Source organism: Cryobacterium sp. TMT2-18-2 (assembly GCF_004402245.1).
Lineage (GTDB): Bacteria > Actinomycetota > Actinomycetes > Actinomycetales > Microbacteriaceae > Cryobacterium > Cryobacterium sandaracinum.
The window spans coordinates 89,120-106,716 of the sequence record NZ_SOFU01000005.1 but is presented as its reverse complement, the minus strand read 5'-3'; the positions used below and the strand labels follow the sequence as shown (position 1 = coordinate 106,716).

Here is a 17,597-nt window from a genome sequence, read left to right as displayed (position 1 = left end):
CGTGGTGGTGTATGACCGGCCGCACACTCCGCTAGTGTCAGACCTCGTGGGCGAGATTCGGAACTCCAGAGGCGTTAAACGCCTGGCTTTCCTCGTGTTCGCCAGCGTCGGCCTCGCTCTCATTGCCACGTCATTCGTGCTGCTCCTGAATGACCCCTCAGACAGCTGGCTGATCGCCGGGGTCGGCGTGGTCTGCGCGGCCACCCTCGAACTCACCTGGGTGCGCGTGGGCGCCGTGGCGCACCGCAGCCCGATGATCAGCCTCCCCGTCCTGGCGCTGCCGGCGCTGGCTTCGACCCTCTCCCTGCCGGTCTCGGCCGGGCTGATCGCGCTCGGCGTTCTGCTGGCCATCCTGATCGAGTCCGGGCGGGCATCCGTCGCGCTCTACAGCGCCGGCCTGCAGGGTGCCGGCGCCCTCGTCGCCATCGGCCTGTTCACCTGGTTCGGCGCGGGCGGACTGCCGATTCTGGCGGGCGTGGCCGCGGCATCCGTGGGCTATGTCTTCTTCATCATCGCGACCGAGGCGCTGCGCCAGCGCTTTGTCGCCGGCCCGCTCGGTCGGCGCAGCGGCGGGCGCCCCCTGTCGCCGTTGCGGGTTCTGCTGGTGCTGGTCGGAACCGCCGTGGTCACGGTGACGGCCGCGCACTGGAGCGTCGTGGGGCTGCCGTTCCTGGTGGAGGTCACCAACACGCTCGATGCCGTTATCGTGCTGTTCGCCCTGATGATCGTCGCCTCCGTGGTCAAGGTCTTCACGGTGATGGCGGTCATGCGCCACCGGTTGGCCGGCATGGTCGCCGCCACGAGCGCGCTGGCCGCCGACCCGGGCACCGAGCCCTCCGGGCGGGTCAACCCCACGAGCCCAGCCACCACGGACATCGGCGCCACGAGCGCTACCGCCATCACGAGCGCCGCCGACAACACCTGCCCCGTCATGAGTGCCGCCGCCGCCCCGGACCCCGAGCCCGGCTCCCCGGCGGCCGTCACCGACCTGCTGCGCCGCGTGGTGGCGGATGCGATCGGTGCCGAATCCGTCATCGTGCGCAGCGAGCCCGCTCAGCCCGGCGAGATCAGCATGCTGCTGCCGCTGGCCGGCGCCATCGGGCCGGACCAGTACATCGTGGCCCGGCGCGACGCCATGGACGGCGCCTTCACCGGCAACGACCGCCGCGCCCTCCAGGCCCTGGCCACGACCGCCGAGATGGTCGTGCGGGCCCGCCGCAACATCGCCGGCCTCACCCTGCGCGCCAACACCGATCCGCTCACGAGCCTGCCCAACTACGGCGCGTTCCAGGAGGCCCTGGCGAACATCAACGACCACCGGGACTACTCCGAAGCCCTGGCCGTGCTGTTCATCGACCTCGACGAGTTCAAACGACTGAACGACCGGTTCGGCCACCAGACCGGCGATGAGGTGCTGCGCGAGCTCGGGCGTCGGCTGAGCGCCGTGGTGCGCCCGAATGACGTGGTCGCCCGGGTCGGCGGCGACGAGTTCGTGATCATCCTCACTCACCTGGCGTCGCTGGCCGAGGCGAAGTCCATCGCCGAGCGCATCCTGGTGGTCTCCGGGGAGCCGATGCTCATCGGCCAGACGACCCACAGCCCGATCATCAGCGTGGGCCTGGCCTACTCGGCGCACCGAGAAACCGACGTCAACCAGCTGGTCCAGGATGCCGACCGGTCGATGCTCGCGATCAAGAAATCCCGGCGGCGCGGCGGCCCGTCGAAGGAGAGCAGCCTCAACATCTCGAGCCACCGCTCCTCGCAGATGAACGACATCATCGCCCACGCCATCGACGAGGACCTGCTGGAGTTGGCCTTCCAGCCCATCGTCAGCCTCGTCACCGGGCAGATCTGGGCGTTCGAAGCCCTCGTGCGGTACACCGACCCGGACCTCGGCCCGCTATCGCCACCGTCGATCGTCGAGAAGGCGAAGGGCCTCGGCCGGCTCGACGCGATGACCCGCCAGGTGGCCGTGAAGGCCATGGCCGCCGCCGCGGACTTCCGGCTGGTCGAGCCGCGCGTGGTGTGCATGACCATCAACGTCGAGGCCGGGCAGATCCTGCCCGAGCGTGTGGGCAACTACATCGAGGAGCTCGCCGACCGCTACCCCGGCATCTCGCTCTGCCTCGAGCTCAACGAGCGGTCGATGACCAAGGTCACCCCCGCCATCCGTGCCCAGGCCGACCGCCTGCGCGACCTCGGCATGATGATCGCGCTCGACGACTACGGTTCCCAGGATTCGTCGGTCGACGCCCTGGTGCGGATGCCCATGGACATCCTCAAAATCGACCGCAGCCTGGTCGATGACCTCGACGACATCCGCCAGCGGGAGGTGCTCACCGCCCTGCAGGGTTTCGGTGACAACCTCGAGTACTCGATGATCGTCGAGGGTGTGGAGAACGATGCGATGGCGAACCACCTGAGTGCGCTGGGCATCCGTAGCGCGCAGGGGTTCCACTACGGCGTGCCGGAGAGCTTTGAGAAGACCCTGTCGCGGCTGGAGTTGCACGGCGCCCGTGCGGTCGTGCCGAGGCTCGGCATTACGCTTGCTTCATGAGCACAGAACCGGTTCCGTTCGAGGTGGAGACGATTGTTTTCGACCTCGAACCCGAGCGTCGGGCGGTGATCTACCCGGTGCTCGACGTCGTGCGCGATGCCATGCCCGCGGGGTATCGGCTCGGCATCTACGGCGGCATGCTCGGCTGGGCGGTTCCGCTGGAGCTGTTGCCGAACACCGACAACAAACAGCCGCTCGTCTATGTGAGCCTGGCCGCGCAGAAGCACTACAACTCGCTCTACCTGATGGGCCTCTCCAGCTTTCCCGAGAAGGATGCCGCGTTCCGCTCCCAATGGGACGCCACCGGACGCACGCTGAACATGGGCAACAGCTGCGTGCGGTTCAAGACGCTGGCCGACCTCGATCTCGACCTGATCGTGCGCGAGGTCGCGAGCGTGTCCGTCGACGACTTCATCGCCAACTACGAGCTCGTGAAGAGTCGCGGCTGAGCCGCTTTTGAGCTCGTTGCCGAGCCAACCGTGACCTGATGTGCCTGCGTTCCGGCGGGAGGCATCCGTTGCCACCGATATGGTGGAAGGGTGAATCCAATGGCGAAGATTGATGTCGTTCTTATTGGTGGCGGCATCATGAGCGCCACCCTCGGTACCTTGATCAAGCAGTTGCAGCCCGACTGGAGCATCGAGGTTTACGAGCGATTGGGGGAAGTCGCTCAGGAAAGCTCCAACCCGTGGAACAACGCGGGCACCGGCCATGCGGCTCTGTGCGAGCTGAACTACATGCCCGAATCGAAGGACGGCTCGGTGACCGCGGCCAAGGCCGTGGCGATCAACGAGCAGTTCCAGATCAGCCGCCAGCTGTGGGCGCACCTGGTCGAGACGGGCGTGCTGCCCGAGCCCACCAACTTCATCAACTCCACCCCGCACATGACTTTCGTGCACGGCAAGAGCAGCGTCGAATACCTGCGCAAGCGGTTCGCGGCACTCCAGGGCGAGCCCCTCTTCGCGGGCATGGAATACAGCGAGGATCCGTCCGTGATCGGCACCTGGACCCCGCTCCTCACCCAGAAGCGCCCGAAGAACCAGAAGATCGCTGCGACGCGAATCGTGTCCGGCACCGACGTGGACTTCGGCGCCCTCACCCGCTACCTTTTCGCGAACCTCGCCGCCGAGGGCGTGGGCGTGCACACGAACCAGCAGGTCACCGGTGTGAAACAGCTCACGGATGGCTCGTGGAAGCTCAACCTGCGCCGCCTGGTCGGCAACCACCCGAGCGTCGTCAACGCCCGGTTCGTCTTCGTCGGTGCGGGCGGCGGCGCCCTGGCGCTGCTGCAGCAGAGCGGCATCCCCGAGATCAAGGGCTTCGGCGGGTTCCCGATCAGCGGTCAGTTCCTGCGCACCACGAACCCGAAGCTCGTCGCCCAGCACCACGCGAAGGTCTACGGCAAGGCGGCGAAGGGTGCTCCACCCATGTCGGTGCCGCACCTCGACACCCGCGTCGTCGAGGGAGAGACCTCGCTTCTGTTCGGACCGTACGCCGGCTTCACCCCCAAGTTCCTCAAGTCGAGCAGCTGGCTCGACCTGCCTTTCTCGATCCGGGTGCACAACATCGGGCCGATGCTGGCTGTGGCCGCGCACAACTTTGGCCTGATGAAGTACCTGATCGGCGAGGTGTTCGCCTCAAAGAAGACGAAGCTCAAGGCGCTGCAGGAGTTCATCCCGACCGCGAAGCTCGGCGACTGGGAACTCATCACCGCCGGACAGCGCGTGCAGGTCATGAAGAAGGATCCGGAGCAGGGCGGCGTGCTGCAGTTCGGCACCGAGGTCATCACCTCGGCCGACGGCACCATCGCGGGGCTGCTCGGCGCCTCCCCGGGAGCCTCGACCGCGGCCCCGATCATGGTGGACCTGATCAAGCGCTGCTTCCCCGAGCAGTACCCGGCCTGGGAACCCAAGCTGCGCGAGATGATCCCGAGCCTCGGCACGAAGCTCTCCGACGACCCGGCTGTTGCCGCCGCGTCGCTCGCCGCGACCGCGGCCGTGCTGAATCTGACCGCATAGGAGGTTGTGGGCGGGGGTTGCCCGGGGTGCGGGGGTTGCCCGTGCCCGTGGGCTGCGGGTGCCTGTTCTCCGCCCGTAACTTCGGAGTTTTTCGCAACACGCCGTCCTGGCGGGCGCGTCAACCGGCGTGTCGCGAATTTCTCCGAAGTTAGCTCACACTGCTGCTCCGAACGGATGCCGCGCCGCCGCATCCGTCACGCCCGTCGCCGGCTCGCCCCAGAGCCTCGACACCCGGCCCGTGGTGGGGCTAACTCAGGAGATCCCGCCCAAGTCGCGGCCGAGTGTCGACTACTTCGGCAGTGCTTCGCGCCCGCGGTCGGGCCGCCGGCTGGGATCTCTTGAGTTAGCCACATCCGATGCCGATGCCGATGCCGATGCCGATGCCGGGCCGATGCCGATGCCGGTGACCGTGGTCGCTGCACCCTGCTCCCGATCGAGGAGGGCCGATACCGGTGTGGGGAGGCCCCTGAACCGGTGCCGCGGCATTTTTTGCCGTCGCTGCGGGCCCGTACCCGAGCCGTGCTCTGCATAACTCCTGAAGTTTCTCAGTAGCGGGTCAAAGAGGCTCAAGGCGGGCCGAAATGGACCTATTTTGGCCAAATTGCAGGAGCTATGCGTGTCCGGGGTGGGAAGAGGCGGGTACTGGTGGCCAACTCAGGAGATCCGGGCGGGGACGTAACCGAGTCGCGGCGACTCCGGCACTGATCCGTGCACGCGCCGTGGCCGGCGGCTGGGATCTCCTGAGTTAGCCACACCCGGGCGCGGGGGGATGGCAGGGAAGGCATGGAGGGGCGCGGGGAATGGCAGGGAGGCTAGCGCCGGAGCCGCCGGAGCCGCAGCGTCACCCGTCCGTAGGCGACGGATGCCCCGCCGCCCCGCGCGACCCCAGCCGAACGAATTCGACGGAGATCTTGCACGATGATTGCGCAAAAGGGCCCCGTGGCCACGTTATTGTGCACAATCTCCGTCGAATTCGATCTGGGCGAAGCGGATTACCCGGGGCAGCGCGGAAGCGCCCCCGCGGAATGAGAGAATCAACCGAACAGAGAGGGTTGCCATGACGCTTGGACTCCCGGACCACCTGGTCAAGAGGGCCCTCAGCCATGCCCTCGCGCGGGCCGCACACTGGTTTGCGCTGACCTGCCTGGCCGCCTCCCTCGCCGCCATCATCCTCCTCAGCTTGTCCACAACCGCAGCCACAAGCGAAACCGTCGCCACCACACCCACCGAAACCCTCGCCACCATCGTCGCCCTCCTCCTCATGGCCGCCGTGCTGATCGCCCTCTCCCTGCGCCGCACCGTCGCCCTGACGATCGCCTACCTCGTCGCCGGCACCGTCGCCACCTACCTCTACACGCTTACCGTGCTGGGCATGCCCGACCTGTTCCCGAGCTCGAACGTCTTCCTCGTCACCCTGCCGAAGCTGGCCCTGGTCATGGTCGGCGGCGCCGGAGTCTCCGCCCGCGCCGGCGTGCTCTGGAGCACCACCGCCTTCGTCCTGGCCGAGGCCGTCACGGTGTACGCCGCCGCGCAAACCGAGGTGCCCTACGGCGCGGACGTCTTCACCATCTCGACTTACCTCTTCCTCGTCAGTGTGCTGCTGCTGACGGTCTTCGTGCGCCGCGAGTGGTCCGTTCAGATCGCCCTGCACCGGGCCATGCAGACGGACCAGACCCGCCTGCTGCGCCACGAGCTCGACCTGCGCACCCTCGCCCTGGGTCAGGACACCACCCTCCAGCAGCTCGTCGCCCTCGCCCGCGCGCATCCCGGGCCGCTCAGCGCCAACCTGGCCGGCAGCATCCGTGACACCCTGCAGACCCTGCGCGGCACCGACTGGCTCACCGACGCCGATGCGCTGAGCGTCGGACCGCACGGGGGCACGGATGCCTGGCTAACCAGCGCGGTCTACGCCGCCATCGAGCGCAGTCGCGATCGTGGCCTCGTGGTCGAAGTCACGGGAGACCGCGCCGCCCTCGGTCGCCTGAGCCCGGCCAGCGACCGCGAGCTGGGCCTGGCGGTGCAGCAGTGCCTCGTGAACGTGATCCTGCACTCCGGCATCGTCGCCGCCGAGGTCGTGATCGAGTCCGAGCCGAGCAACATTTCACTGATGGTGATGGATGCCGGGCGCGGCTTCACGGAATCGGAGACCGGTGCCGACCGTCTTGGCCTGCGCCAGGCGGTGCGCCGCCGGATCGAACGGCTGGGTGGCTCGGTGAGTATCCTCACCCGGCCGGGCGCCGGCACCTCGGTGATGCTGAGCGTGCCCGTGGCGATCAAGGAACCCGGCGGGCACGCCGAGCCGACAGAACAGCCCGAACACACAGAGACCCCAGACCCCGAGCGGGTGGCCCAGTGACACCCACGAAGGCAACCTCGTCGTCAGGCAGCGCCGCGGCCGCGGCCGCCGCCGCAGCCGCACAGCAGAACCACACCCCCGTGCCCACGCCTCACACCAAGCCGCACGCCTTCACCCAGCAGCGCCTCGACCCGCTCGGCGCCCTCGCGGTCTGGACGATCGTGCCCGGCATTGCCCTGGTCGTATTCGGCTACGCGGTGGTGACCACGGTGCTGCAGGCAGACGAGATCCGGCATCCGTTCCTGGCCGTGCTCGCCCTCGCCGCCGCCGCAGTGGCGTCCGCCGCGCTCGTGTCGGCCGTACGGCCGTCGCGGTCCCCGGTGCGCCAGACGTCGCTGCTGCTGATCATCAGCCTCGGCCTGGCCGCCCACCTGCTCGACCAGGCCGCCCGCTGGGGCAGCAACTCCCTGGTGCAAGACGACTTCGGCCCGATCACCATCGGCTTCCTGCTCGTGGCCCTCGCCCCCTTCCGCCCCTGGCGTGAACTGGCGCTGGCCGCGGTGCTCGCCTCCGTCGTCGTGGCCGCGGTCACGCTGCCGCAGGAACCGTTCCGCTCGGTGCGGGTGCCGTCGGGCGTCTTCGTGGTCGTCGCGGTCACCCAGGTGCTGGCACTCGGCCTCGCCGCCGCCGCGTATTCCCGCCGCATCGTGCGTCAACTGCTGGCCTGGCAGACGGATGCCCGCCGCGCCATCGCCCGTCGCACCGAAGAATCCCGCGGCAGCGTGGTGCGCCAGGTGGTCGAGCAGCAGCTCGCCTCCCTGCAACCCGGTGTCTTCCCCCTCTTCGACGGCGTGCTCGAACGCGGCGAGGTGACCAAGGCCGACATCAATCGCGCGAACGAGCTCGCCGCCGGGGTTCGCCGGGCGATCGTGGCGCACATCGACGAGACCTGGCTCGACGCCGTCATCGCCCGCGAACGCACGGCGCTCCTCGAGCGCGGCAAGGATCCGCTGCTTGTCGTGGCCGACCCCGAGCACCGGGCGGCGCACTTCGGCACGCAGCAGCGTGCGGCCACCTCGGCCCTGATCAGCATGCTCTGCCTGGCCCCCGGCTTCGACCCGCGCAGCCTCGTGGTGCAGGCCGACACCGAGCCCGACTCCGAGCCCGACACCCAGGTCGACCCGCCGAGCGACCGCCAGCAGTGGCACTCCGGCATCGACACGTTCTCGATCCGGGTGGCGCTCGACCTCCCGCCGCGCCGGGTGCGCGCCCTGCTGCGCTCTTACACGGCGGTGCTGCGGGTGGTGTTCCCGTGGGTGCGGGTGAGCATCCGTCGCCCCGGCCTGACGCTGGAATTCGGCGACAAGCGCCCCCGCCCAGTTCCACCAGTACGCTGAGCTAGGCGCACGCAGCGCCACGACACGCAGCGCGGCCTGACGCAGCGCAGCAGAGCGGCACGAGCGCGACCAGCCGAGGGGGCGACCACGCAATGGCGAAACTGTATTTCCGCTACGGAGCCATGAACAGCGGCAAGAGCACCTCGATGCTCCAGGCCGCCTACAACTATGAGGAACGCGGCCACCAGGTGCTGTTGGCCAAACCGTCGGTCGACACCAAGGGCGACCGGGGCATCCTCTCCCGGCTCGGCGTCACCCGGGCCGTGGACTACCTACTCACCCCCGAGACGGATGCCTACGCCCTCTTCAACGAGCACCGCGCCCGGGTGCTCGCCGAGACCGGCCTCGACGTGAGCTCCCTGCTGGTGGACGAGGCGCAGTTCCTCACCGAGCAGCAGGTTGACGATCTGCTGCGCATCGCGATCCTCGAGAACATACCGGTGCTGGCCTACGGCATCCGCACCGATTTTCAGACGGTGGCCTTTCCCGGCAGTCGGCGCCTGCTCGAGGTGGCGCACAGCCTCGAGGAGCTGAAGACGATCTGCCGGTGCGGGCGCAAGGCGGTGTTCAACGGGCGCCAGATCGACGGGGTTTTCGTCTTCGACGGCGACCAGGTGGCCATCGACGGCGCCGAGGTGACCTACGAGTCGCTCTGCGGCTCGTGCTACCTCGAGGAAAGCAATGGTGTGCTGAACAACCGCAGCCGGCCCGCACCCGCATGAACACCCGCGCCCACAGCACCAGCAGCGAAAACGGTGAGAAGGGGCGCTCAAACGACTTCGGGATCGTGAGCGCCCCGCCAACCCCCCGGTTGGTTTTCCCCATGTGTCAACGTATGGTCCGCTGCCAGGCCTGACCAGCCGTTACTTCTTGTGGCACCACAACGGGGGCCACTGCCCTGAATTTGTCAGACCCTGCCCGAGACCCCGGCAGGCACCATCTCCGAAACTGCAAGGATCCCCGATGTCCCGCTTTCGAGTAGCCCTGATCGATGACCACGAGATCGTGGCCCACGGCTTCGCCGGCCTCTTCGCCACCATCCCCGAGATCGAGGTGGTGGCCACGGTCACGACGGTGTCCGAGCTGCTCGAGTCTGCCGTGCAGCAGACGCCCGTCGACCTGGTCATCCTGGATCTGCGGCTCTCCGACGGGTCCACCGTCACCGGCAACGTCGACCGGCTGCGCGGCGCGGGCGCGGCCGTGCTCGCGTTCACCGGCGGCGACGACGCCGCCCTGATGCGGGCCGCCGCGCGCAGCGGCGTGCTCGGTGTGGTGCGCAAGAGCGAGCCCACCGCGGTGCTGCTCGACGCCGTCACCCGGGCGGCGGCGGGGGAGACCGTGGTCTCCACCGAGTGGGCTGCCGCCCTCGACGGCGACCCGGACCTCTCCGACGCGGGTCTGAGCGGGCGCGAGTGCGAGGTGCTCTCGCTCTACGCGGCGGGCGCGAAGGCCCCGCTGGTGGCCTCGCGGATGGGCCTGAGCGAGGCCACGGTGATCGACTACATCCGTCGCGTGCGCACGAAGTATGAGCGGGTCGGCCGCCCGGCGAACACCAAGATCGACCTGTACAAGCGGGCCCTGGAAGACGGCCTCCTGCCCATCCCCGGCCAGCCGTGAGCAAGGCGCGGCAGCCGCCCCGGCCGCAGGGCTCAACCGAGCGCCTCGCCCGCCTGCTCTACGCCGCGCTCGGGCCCACCGCCCTCGTCTTCGGGCTGCTCTGCCTGGGCGCCGTGCTCGAGCAGGCCTGGCAGCCGCGACCCGCCTGGTCGATGGCGATGTGGCAGCTGATCTTCGGTTTGCCGGTGCTGCTCGCTCTGCTCTCGGTGCGCGCGCCGCTGCGCGTGCTGCGCCCGATCGCGCTCGCCGAGGGGGCGCTCTTCGTGCTGCTGCTGGTGTTCTGGCTGACCGTGCGGGCGGAGCCGCTGCCGGCGGGCGCGGACATCCCCTGGGCGATCACCCTCACCGGTGTGCCCGTGATGGCTGTGGCGGTGGCCACCCGCGACCGCACGGCCTGGGCCTACCTGGTGCTGGTCTGCACGATGAGCGGGCTGCTGCGTGCGGCCACCTCGACTGACCCGTACCCGGTGCTGGTCGGTGTGGAAGACGGCCTTTACTCGTTCCTGCTGCTGAGCATGCTCGTGGGACTGACCACCATGACGCGCCGCAGCGCCGGCAAGGTCGACCAGGCGGCCACGATCGCCCGCGTGCAACTCGTCGGCCGCGCCGACCGCCTCGCCCGCAAACGCGAGCGGCTCACCATCGACGCGCTGGTGCACGACAGCGTCATCTCGACCCTGCTGATGGCCGGACGCGGCGGCACCCCGGTGCCGGTGCTGAGCCGGCACGCGGCCGACACCCTGGTGCGGCTCGACGCCCTGCGCGCCCCGCTACCCGACCCGAGCATGCCCGGCCCCCAGGTGACCCGGCGCCTCGAGCAGCTGGCCGCCGAGCTGGCACCGGATGCCCAGATCACCTCCAACCTGCCCGGCACCCTCACGGTGCCCGCCCTCGCAGTGACCGCCCTGCTCGGCGCCGTCGGCGAGGCCCTCCGCAACTCGGTCGCCGCCGACGTGCAGGAGCCCGTGTGGAGCCCGGTGGCCCGCACCCTCACCGTGGCCAGCTACCAGGGCGGCATCCGGGTGGCCGTGCACGACAACGGCGTCGGCTTCGACCCCGCTCGGGTGCCCGCCGAGCGCCTGGGCATCGCGCAGAGCATCATCGGCCGCATGGAGCGCCTCTCCGGCGGTGCCGCCGCCGTGCGCTCCCGCCCCGGCGCCGGAACCGAGGTCGTCGTCTCCTGGACTCCGAATCCCGAGCCCGCAGCCCCCGCGGCCCCACCGGCACCCGCAACCCCACCGCCGCCACCCGACCCCCAGTCGAAGGGCGTGACCCGCCTGCCGAAGTCCCTGTCCAGATCCATCCTCGTAGGATTCATCGTCGTGCACGCCGTGCTCGCCTTCGCCGACGGCGAACCCCTGTGGGGCCTGCCCTACGAGATCCTCGGTTTCCTGGCCTTATCCGCGGCGGCCGCCTGGCTCACCCTCGTCGTGCCTGACCCGGTGTCGCCCCGCAACGCGGTCGTGGCGCTTGCGCTCTGCGGGCTGGCCGGTGCCGCCACGGCGTTCCCCGTGCCGCCGGTCGGGTCGACCCCGTTCGCCCACTGGTACCTCGGTGCGATCACCATGGTGCTGGTCGTGCTGGCGGTGCGCGGCCGGCCCGGATTCGCATGGTACGGCTACGGCATGATCATGGCCATCTCGATCGTCTGGGCGCTGCTCAACGGGCTGACGCTGCTCGACGGGGTGAATCTGGCCATCCGTCACGCCGGCACCCTGCTCGCCGGCACCCTGTTCGCCGTGGGTCTGAAGCGTTCCACCCAGACTCTGGCCGGGCTCAACCGGGAGCGGGCCCGCAGCGGCGCCGCGGCGGCCACGGCGGCGGCGGCCCTCGAGGAGCGCGAGACCCAGCTGACCCGGGTGAACACGCTGGCCCGGCCCACCCTGCAGCGCCTCGCAAATTTGCTGCAAGGCGCCGCCCTGCAGAGCAACCCCCTGCAGATTGAACCGACCCTGCGGGCGGAAAGCCTGCTCGTAGAGGCCACCCTGCGCGACGCCATCCGGGGGCGCTCGCTCTTCGTCGAGCCGGTGATCTCCGCCGCCCGCGCTGCCCGCATCCGGGGCGTCGACGTGACCCTGCTCGACGACAGCGCCGACCGTCCGCCCCTGCAGTTGGCCGCCGCGGCCGCCATCGTGGCCGCCCAGCTCGACTCCCTCACGCACGGTCACTTGATCGCCCGCCTGCTCCCCGCCGACCGTCCCACGATCGCCTCAATCGTGGTCGACGCCGGCGAGCCACGGATGCTCACGGTCACCCCCGACGGCCTCCTCCAGCCATCGTTGTAGCAACTCCACAAAAACTTGAGAGACCTTCACACCCCCCCACGGGGGGTAGGTCAATACCCCCATGTGCAAGGATGAACAAGGGGATACAGCAATTTCAGCGGTGCCTCTATGCCAAGTACTACCGGAGGAACGCGCGTGGAGCTCAAGGATTACCTCAGGATCTTTCACAAAAGCTGGATCTTGATTGTCGCGCTGACCCTGGTCGGGGTGGCCGCCGCGGCCGCCGCGGCGATCGCGACGACCCCCAGCTACGTTGCCAGTACCCAGCTCTACGTCTCCGTGAAGTCGACCGGCGACGCGGGAAGCGGCGAGCTCAATGCCGGAACCAGCTTCGCCCGCCAGGCCGTCACGTCCTACGTTGACGTGGTGAACAGTGCCATCGTGCTCGACACGGTCATTGCAGACCTCGGGCTCGACCTCACTGCTGCCCAGCTCGCAGGAATGGTCGAATCGTCCTCTCCACTGAACACGGTGCTGATCGACGTGACGGTGACCAACAGCGACCCAGTGCTCGCCGCCAACATCGCCAACTCCGTCGGCCAGAACTTCAGCAAGATCGTTGTCGATCAGCTGGAGAAGCCCGAAGGAGAGGCAGTCAGCCCCGTTAAGATCGAAACGATCCAACCAGCCCTAGTTCCTGACGGGCCAGCCAGTCCTAACGTGCCTCAAAACATCGCTCTTGGGCTGCTGGTGGGTCTGGCGCTGGGTATTAGCTTCGCTATGCTGCGCAGCGTGCTCGACACTCGCATCCACAGCCTCCACGATATCGATCTCGTGACCGACGCACCCATGCTCGGCGGCATCACCAACGACCCCGATGCGCGACTCCGCCCCCTGGTGGTCCACTCTGACCCTAAGAATCCGCGGGCCGAGTCGTTCAGAAGTCTACGCACCAACCTTCAGTTCGTTAACACCGAGGGAAGCCCGCGCAGCTTCGTGGTCACCAGCTCCATCCCCGGTGAGGGCAAGAGCACAACCACTGCCAACCTCGCCATCGCTCTTGCCGAGACCGGCGCGCGGGTCGTGTTGGTCGACGGTGACTTGCGCTTGCCGCGCGTTGCCGAGTACATGGGAATCGAGGGTGGTGTGGGTCTCACCGACGTTTTGATTGGGCGAGCCGAGCTTGCCGACGTGCTGCAGAAGTGGGGCAAGAACAAACTGTTCGTGCTGCCCAGCGGCCGCGTTCCCCCGAACCCCAGCGAACTGCTCGGTTCCGCAGCCATGGCCCGCATGCTTGGATCACTCACCGCCGAGTTCGATGTCGTGCTAATCGACGCCCCACCCCTGCTCCTGGTCACCGATGCGGCTGTGCTAAGCAAGCTCTGCGGTGGCGCCATCATGGTGGTGGCCTCCGGCCGCACCAAGCGCAATGAACTGGCCAGTGCTTTGCAGGCCCTTGAACGCGCCGGAAGCCGACTTGTGGGCATGGTCGTCACGATGCTCCCCACCAAGGGGCCGGACTCCTATGGTTACGGGCAGTACAGCTACGGCACTGCGCTTGAGGAAGAGAAAGCGGTTGAGGCCAGCGCCGCGCCTACTCGCCGTGGCTTCGGCAAACCGAGACGGCGAGCCGCGTAGTGGCTATGTTCACGATCCTCACGGTGTGCTCGGGCAATATCTGCCGGTCACCCCTCGCCGAGCAGCTGCTGCGGGTAGGTCTGGCCTCCTGGCGCGAAGTCACCCTGGGCAGCGCCGGGACGATGGGCTTGACCGGTCAGGCAATGCCCGACGAGGCTGCAGATCTATCTCGTCATTTCGGCGCCGAACCCTCGGGGCACGTCGCGCGAGTGCTCACGGCAGAACACCTGAGTGAGGCGAACCTGGTGTTCGCTATGTCACGAGAACACCGACGCGCCATCGTGGAACTGTTTCCGAAAGCCATTCGCTACACCTTCACAATCCGTGAGTTCGCGCGGCTAGTCAGCGAGGTCACCGACGAAGACCTCGACGACGCGGCGGCGCTCCCGCTGGAGGATGTCATGGGTCGCTTTTCCACGCTGGTGGGATTCGCGGCCTCGCAGCGCGGAGCGGTGGGCCCGCCCGAGTCGCCCGACGACGATGACGTGGTTGACCCCTATCGGCGCAGCGACGAGGTCTACGCCGAGTCTGCTCGTCAGCTTGTGCCAGCCGTGAACGCTGTTGTGTCACTGTTCCACCGATCCGCAAGAGTATTGCAGCCCTAGGGGGGCACCATGGCTGCAAACAATCCCAGCTTTCGCAAGAACCGCAACAACCCTGCACGCCGTCGCTGGCTCGTGGGTGGACTAGCCGTTTTCCTTCTGTTCGACGTCGGCCTCGTGTTCTTCGCGCTTACTGCAACAAAGCCGGATTCCAGTGCCGGAACAGTTGCCGAGGCGCCCGCGGTGGTCGAGCCTGTCGAGACCAATCCTGCGGAGGTCGAGCCCCCGGTGGTCGAGCCTGTCGAGACCGCGGCCACGGCAACAGTCGCCCCCACCCGCCTCCTGGCAGCTCTCGATTCCTCAACGGCCTGGCGAGCATCCACCAGCGCTTGCCCGGCTGCCTCCGCAGACCCCGAACTGACCACCGATTCCGGTGCCACCTGGGAAAGCTTCAACGCCTCAATCGAGACCGACGCCTCTTCTATTTTGGCGATAAGCGTCACCGATGACACCGAGATGTCGCTGGTCACCCTCGACATCGCTGACTGCGCACCGCAGCTCGTCTCCACCTTCGTGGCGGGCGACCAGTGGAGGGCCTATCCCGAACGTGTCGCCGCTGAGTGGTACATCGACCCGTCGACGCCTGACACCGTGCACAGCCCGAGTGGAGACGCAGCGGCTCCATGCGCGACTGTCGCAACTTTAGCGGCGACGGATGACTCCAGTGCGGCGATTCTCTGCACCGATGCGTCAGTCTTCACGACCACGGATGCCGGCGCGACGTGGTCGGCACCCGCTTCAATTCCCGGCGCGGCGGCACTCACAGCGACCGCGGACGGCTATGGGGTGGCGGTCGCTAACTCGGCAGGTTGTGTCGGTGTTGCTCTGGTCACGGTGTCGGCGGCCGGTGGTCTCGATACAACCGCCCGAGCCTGCTTGGCCGCCACGGTTATCCCCGGTGAGACTGCCGTCACCGCTGCCGAAGATGGCACGCTTTGGCTATGGGCGGGTGACGCGTTCGCCCGCTCGACTGATGGTGGTCAGTCATGGGCCTGAGCGGCAAGACACTCACCTGGCAGCGCGCCTACGCATCGCGCCTCTTCTTCACTGACCTTGCGGTTATCCTTGTCGCCGTCCTCGGCAGTCAGGCGCTATGGTTCGGCACGCGTCGCTCGGAGTTGCGCGTGCCGATTGAGAATCTCAGAGACTTCACGATCGGTTACACCCTCGTTTCGGTGGGTCTGATCGTGCTGTGGATGCTTGCGCTCGAGTTCTATGCGACGCGCGACCACAAGACCATTGGGACCGGGAGCACCGAGTACAAGCGCATAGTAGACGCTAGTGCCCGAATCTTCGGAGTCACAGCAATTGTTGTGTTCCTGCTCAAGGTGGACTTGGCACGGGGTTATTTCCTCACGGCACTTCCGATGGGTCTTCTTTTCCTGCTCATCGGTCGCTGGATGTGGCGGCAATGGTTGGTTTCCCGCCGCCAGGAGGGCCGGTATGTGCACCGGGCCCTCGTAGTGGGCGAGCGCGTCAAGAGTGTTCACGTTGTAGTGGGTGTTCGACGTGATAGCGCAGCAGGAATTCTTGTTGTGGGTGCAATTACTGAAAGCGGAAGTGTCGCCCAGGATTTGGTTGACGGGGTTCCCGTGCTGGGGGATTTCGGCCAGGTACTTCAGGCAATTGACCAATCGCGGGCCGACACTGTTATTTTCACCGGCGCCGATATTTTCGGCCCTCGGCGGCTGCGAGAACTCGGCTGGGAACTTCAGGCCCGCAAGGTCGACCTGATTATGGCGCCGGCACTCACGGATATCGCTGGCCCGCGAATCCATACGCGTCCGGTTTCTGGCCTGCCACTTATCCAGGTTGACTTCCCTGCCTTCCAGGGCAGCCGCCATGCGGCCAAACGCACGTTTGATCTGATCTCTTCAGGCCTCGGTCTCTTCTTGTTGAGTCCGCTGCTCGCTTTGATCATCATCGCGGTACGCCGCGACAGCGAGGGACCGGCTTTTTTTTACCAGGAACGTGTGGGACTCAACGGAAAGCACTTTCGCATGGTCAAATTTCGTTCGATGGTCACTAACGCGGAGGAGCAGCTTCTGAGTTTGCTCGATCAGTCCGACGGTAACGGCGTACTTTTCAAGCTGAAGGTCGACCCGAGAGTAACGAAAGTCGGAAGTTTTCTGCGGCGCACTAGCTTGGACGAACTCCCGCAACTGATCAATGTTTTTCTTGGTCACATGTCACTGGTAGGGCCGCGGCCACCTCTTGCAACGGAGGTCGCACTTTACGACGAGTACGCGGAGCGTCGGCTCCTAGTGAAGCCCGGAATCACTGGGCTTTGGCAAGTAAGCGGCCGATCAAACCTTTCCTGGGAAGATTCCGTGCGGCTCGATTTGTATTACGTCGAAAACTGGTCGGTCACTGGGGATTTCATCATTTTGTGGAGAACTGCTAGAGCTGTCCTTGCGAAAGAGGGTGCATTTTGAGCGCTAGAACCGAATCGGGCCAACCAATTGACGGGCGGAGATTTTTTACTCCTGGTGACAGGATGGACAGCCAATCCCAGTGGGTTGGTTCGATCGAGTTCGAGGCCAGTACCCCCCAATCGGCCTGTGAGCACATCGTCACTATTTCGCAGCAGGGCCGAGGAGCGCATGTCCACCTGGCGAACGCCTATACAGTTGCCCTTGCTGATCGGTCAGCAGACTACCGCGGAGTTTTAGCGGCGCCGGCAATTAACTACCCGGACGGAAAGCCGATCGGTTGGGTCTCTGAGTTGCGCGGTCACTCGCCCCGACTCAATCAAGTCCGTGGTCCGCAGCTCTTTCTTGATGTCTTTGATCAAGGACGGGCACACGGCCTCAGACATTTCTTGCTGGGTTCCACCCCAGAAGTACTTAGTGCACTTGAGCTGGAGCTGGCGAGGCGATTCCCTGGAGTGAAGATTGTTGGCGTTGAAAGCCCGCCCTTCCGCAAGCTGAGCGCAGCGGAGCTGCAAGATCAGGATTCTCGAATTCGAGAGACGGCTGCGCAGATCGTCTGGGTCGGTCTTGGCACACCTAAGCAGGACGTGGAAGCCCAGCGCATCGCGAGTGCGCTCCCCGTCGTCGCGATTGCGATTGGTGCAGCATTTGATTTCGCCGCCGGCACGCTTCGTTCCGCTCCGGCTTGGATGACAAACGTCGGCTTGGAGTGGGTCTATCGATTAATCTGTGAGCCACGCCGTCTTTGGAAGCGCTATGTGTTTGGCAATGTCCGATTCCTAAAGGCGGCGTTCTCAACGCCGAAGGTGTAATTA

General features: G+C 66.8%; 13 protein-coding genes. All 13 read left to right on the top strand.

Annotated features, from left to right (window positions below):
• Nucleotides 1-34: 34 nt before the first annotated feature.
• Nucleotides 35-2,557, top strand: coding sequence for an EAL domain-containing protein (locus E3O22_RS01080; protein WP_134395686.1), 2,523 nt, complete (start codon nt 35-37; stop codon nt 2,555-2,557).
• The gene (locus E3O22_RS16215) at nt 2,554-3,006 is read left to right on the top strand and encodes a DUF1801 domain-containing protein (RefSeq protein ID WP_134395685.1); all 453 of its coding nucleotides are present in this window, start codon (nt 2,554-2,556) and stop codon (nt 3,004-3,006) included. Before E3O22_RS01080 ends, E3O22_RS16215 begins: the two co-directional genes overlap by 4 nt.
• Before the next feature lie 99 nt (nt 3,007-3,105).
• Nucleotides 3,106-4,575, top strand: coding sequence for a malate:quinone oxidoreductase (locus E3O22_RS01070; protein ID WP_134395684.1), 1,470 nt, complete (start codon nt 3,106-3,108; stop codon nt 4,573-4,575).
• Between the two features lie 1,057 nt (nt 4,576-5,632).
• The gene (locus E3O22_RS01065) at nt 5,633-6,931 is read left to right on the top strand and encodes a sensor histidine kinase (RefSeq protein WP_134395683.1); all 1,299 of its coding nucleotides are present in this window, start codon (nt 5,633-5,635) and stop codon (nt 6,929-6,931) included.
• Nucleotides 6,928-8,268, top strand: a complete 1,341-nt coding sequence (locus E3O22_RS01060) for a hypothetical protein (RefSeq protein WP_134395682.1) — start codon at nt 6,928-6,930, stop codon at nt 8,266-8,268. The genes E3O22_RS01065 and E3O22_RS01060 overlap by 4 nt, the downstream gene beginning before the upstream one ends.
• A 92-nt stretch (nt 8,269-8,360) precedes the next feature.
• A complete protein-coding gene (locus tag E3O22_RS01055; RefSeq protein ID WP_134395681.1) occupies nt 8,361-8,990 on the top strand; it encodes a thymidine kinase in 630 nt (209 codons plus the stop codon).
• A 241-nt stretch (nt 8,991-9,231) separates the two neighbouring features.
• A complete protein-coding gene (locus E3O22_RS01050; protein ID WP_134395680.1) occupies nt 9,232-9,885 on the top strand; it encodes a response regulator transcription factor in 654 nt (217 codons plus the stop codon).
• Complete coding sequence (locus E3O22_RS01045; protein ID WP_134395679.1) at nt 9,882-12,170, top strand: sensor histidine kinase; 2,289 nt, start codon at nt 9,882-9,884, stop codon at nt 12,168-12,170. The genes E3O22_RS01050 and E3O22_RS01045 overlap by 4 nt, the downstream gene beginning before the upstream one ends.
• Before the next feature lie 135 nt (nt 12,171-12,305).
• Nucleotides 12,306-13,748 carry a polysaccharide biosynthesis tyrosine autokinase gene (locus E3O22_RS01040; RefSeq protein ID WP_134395678.1) on the top strand — a complete coding sequence of 481 codons (1,443 nt, stop codon included), beginning with the start codon at nt 12,306-12,308 and terminating at the stop codon, nt 13,746-13,748.
• Between the two features lie 5 nt (nt 13,749-13,753).
• Nucleotides 13,754-14,353, top strand: a complete 600-nt coding sequence (locus E3O22_RS01035; RefSeq protein WP_134395677.1) for a low molecular weight phosphatase family protein — start codon at nt 13,754-13,756, stop codon at nt 14,351-14,353.
• A 9-nt stretch (nt 14,354-14,362) separates the two neighbouring features.
• Nucleotides 14,363-15,346 carry a hypothetical protein gene (locus tag E3O22_RS01030; RefSeq protein WP_134372106.1) on the top strand — a complete coding sequence of 328 codons (984 nt, stop codon included), beginning with the start codon at nt 14,363-14,365 and terminating at the stop codon, nt 15,344-15,346.
• On the top strand, nt 15,337-16,785 hold the full coding sequence (locus E3O22_RS01025) for a sugar transferase (RefSeq protein ID WP_134372108.1): 1,449 nt from the start codon (nt 15,337-15,339) through the stop codon (nt 16,783-16,785). Before E3O22_RS01030 ends, E3O22_RS01025 begins: the two co-directional genes overlap by 10 nt.
• Nucleotides 16,786-16,847: 62 nt before the next feature.
• A complete protein-coding gene (locus tag E3O22_RS01020) occupies nt 16,848-17,594 on the top strand; it encodes a WecB/TagA/CpsF family glycosyltransferase (protein ID WP_134372110.1) in 747 nt (248 codons plus the stop codon).
• Nucleotides 17,595-17,597 lie beyond the last annotated feature (3 nt).

What these genes read in the sequence shown, in the direction of transcription:
- E3O22_RS16215 (WP_134395685.1), top strand. Translation starts at nt 2,554, where the DNA reads ATGAGCACAGAACCGGTTCCGTTCGAGGTGGAGACGATTGTTTTCGAC.
- E3O22_RS01070 (WP_134395684.1), top strand. Translation starts at nt 3,106, where the DNA reads ATGGCGAAGATTGATGTCGTTCTTATTGGTGGCGGCATCATGAGCGCC.
- E3O22_RS01065 (WP_134395683.1), top strand. Translation starts at nt 5,633, where the DNA reads ATGACGCTTGGACTCCCGGACCACCTGGTCAAGAGGGCCCTCAGCCAT.
- E3O22_RS01055 (WP_134395681.1), top strand. Translation starts at nt 8,361, where the DNA reads ATGGCGAAACTGTATTTCCGCTACGGAGCCATGAACAGCGGCAAGAGC.
- E3O22_RS01050 (WP_134395680.1), top strand. Translation starts at nt 9,232, where the DNA reads ATGTCCCGCTTTCGAGTAGCCCTGATCGATGACCACGAGATCGTGGCC.
- E3O22_RS01035 (WP_134395677.1), top strand. Translation starts at nt 13,754, where the DNA reads ATGTTCACGATCCTCACGGTGTGCTCGGGCAATATCTGCCGGTCACCC.
- E3O22_RS01030 (WP_134372106.1), top strand. Translation starts at nt 14,363, where the DNA reads ATGGCTGCAAACAATCCCAGCTTTCGCAAGAACCGCAACAACCCTGCA.
- E3O22_RS01025 (WP_134372108.1), top strand. Translation starts at nt 15,337, where the DNA reads ATGGGCCTGAGCGGCAAGACACTCACCTGGCAGCGCGCCTACGCATCG.
- E3O22_RS01020 (WP_134372110.1), top strand. Translation starts at nt 16,848, where the DNA reads ATGGACAGCCAATCCCAGTGGGTTGGTTCGATCGAGTTCGAGGCCAGT.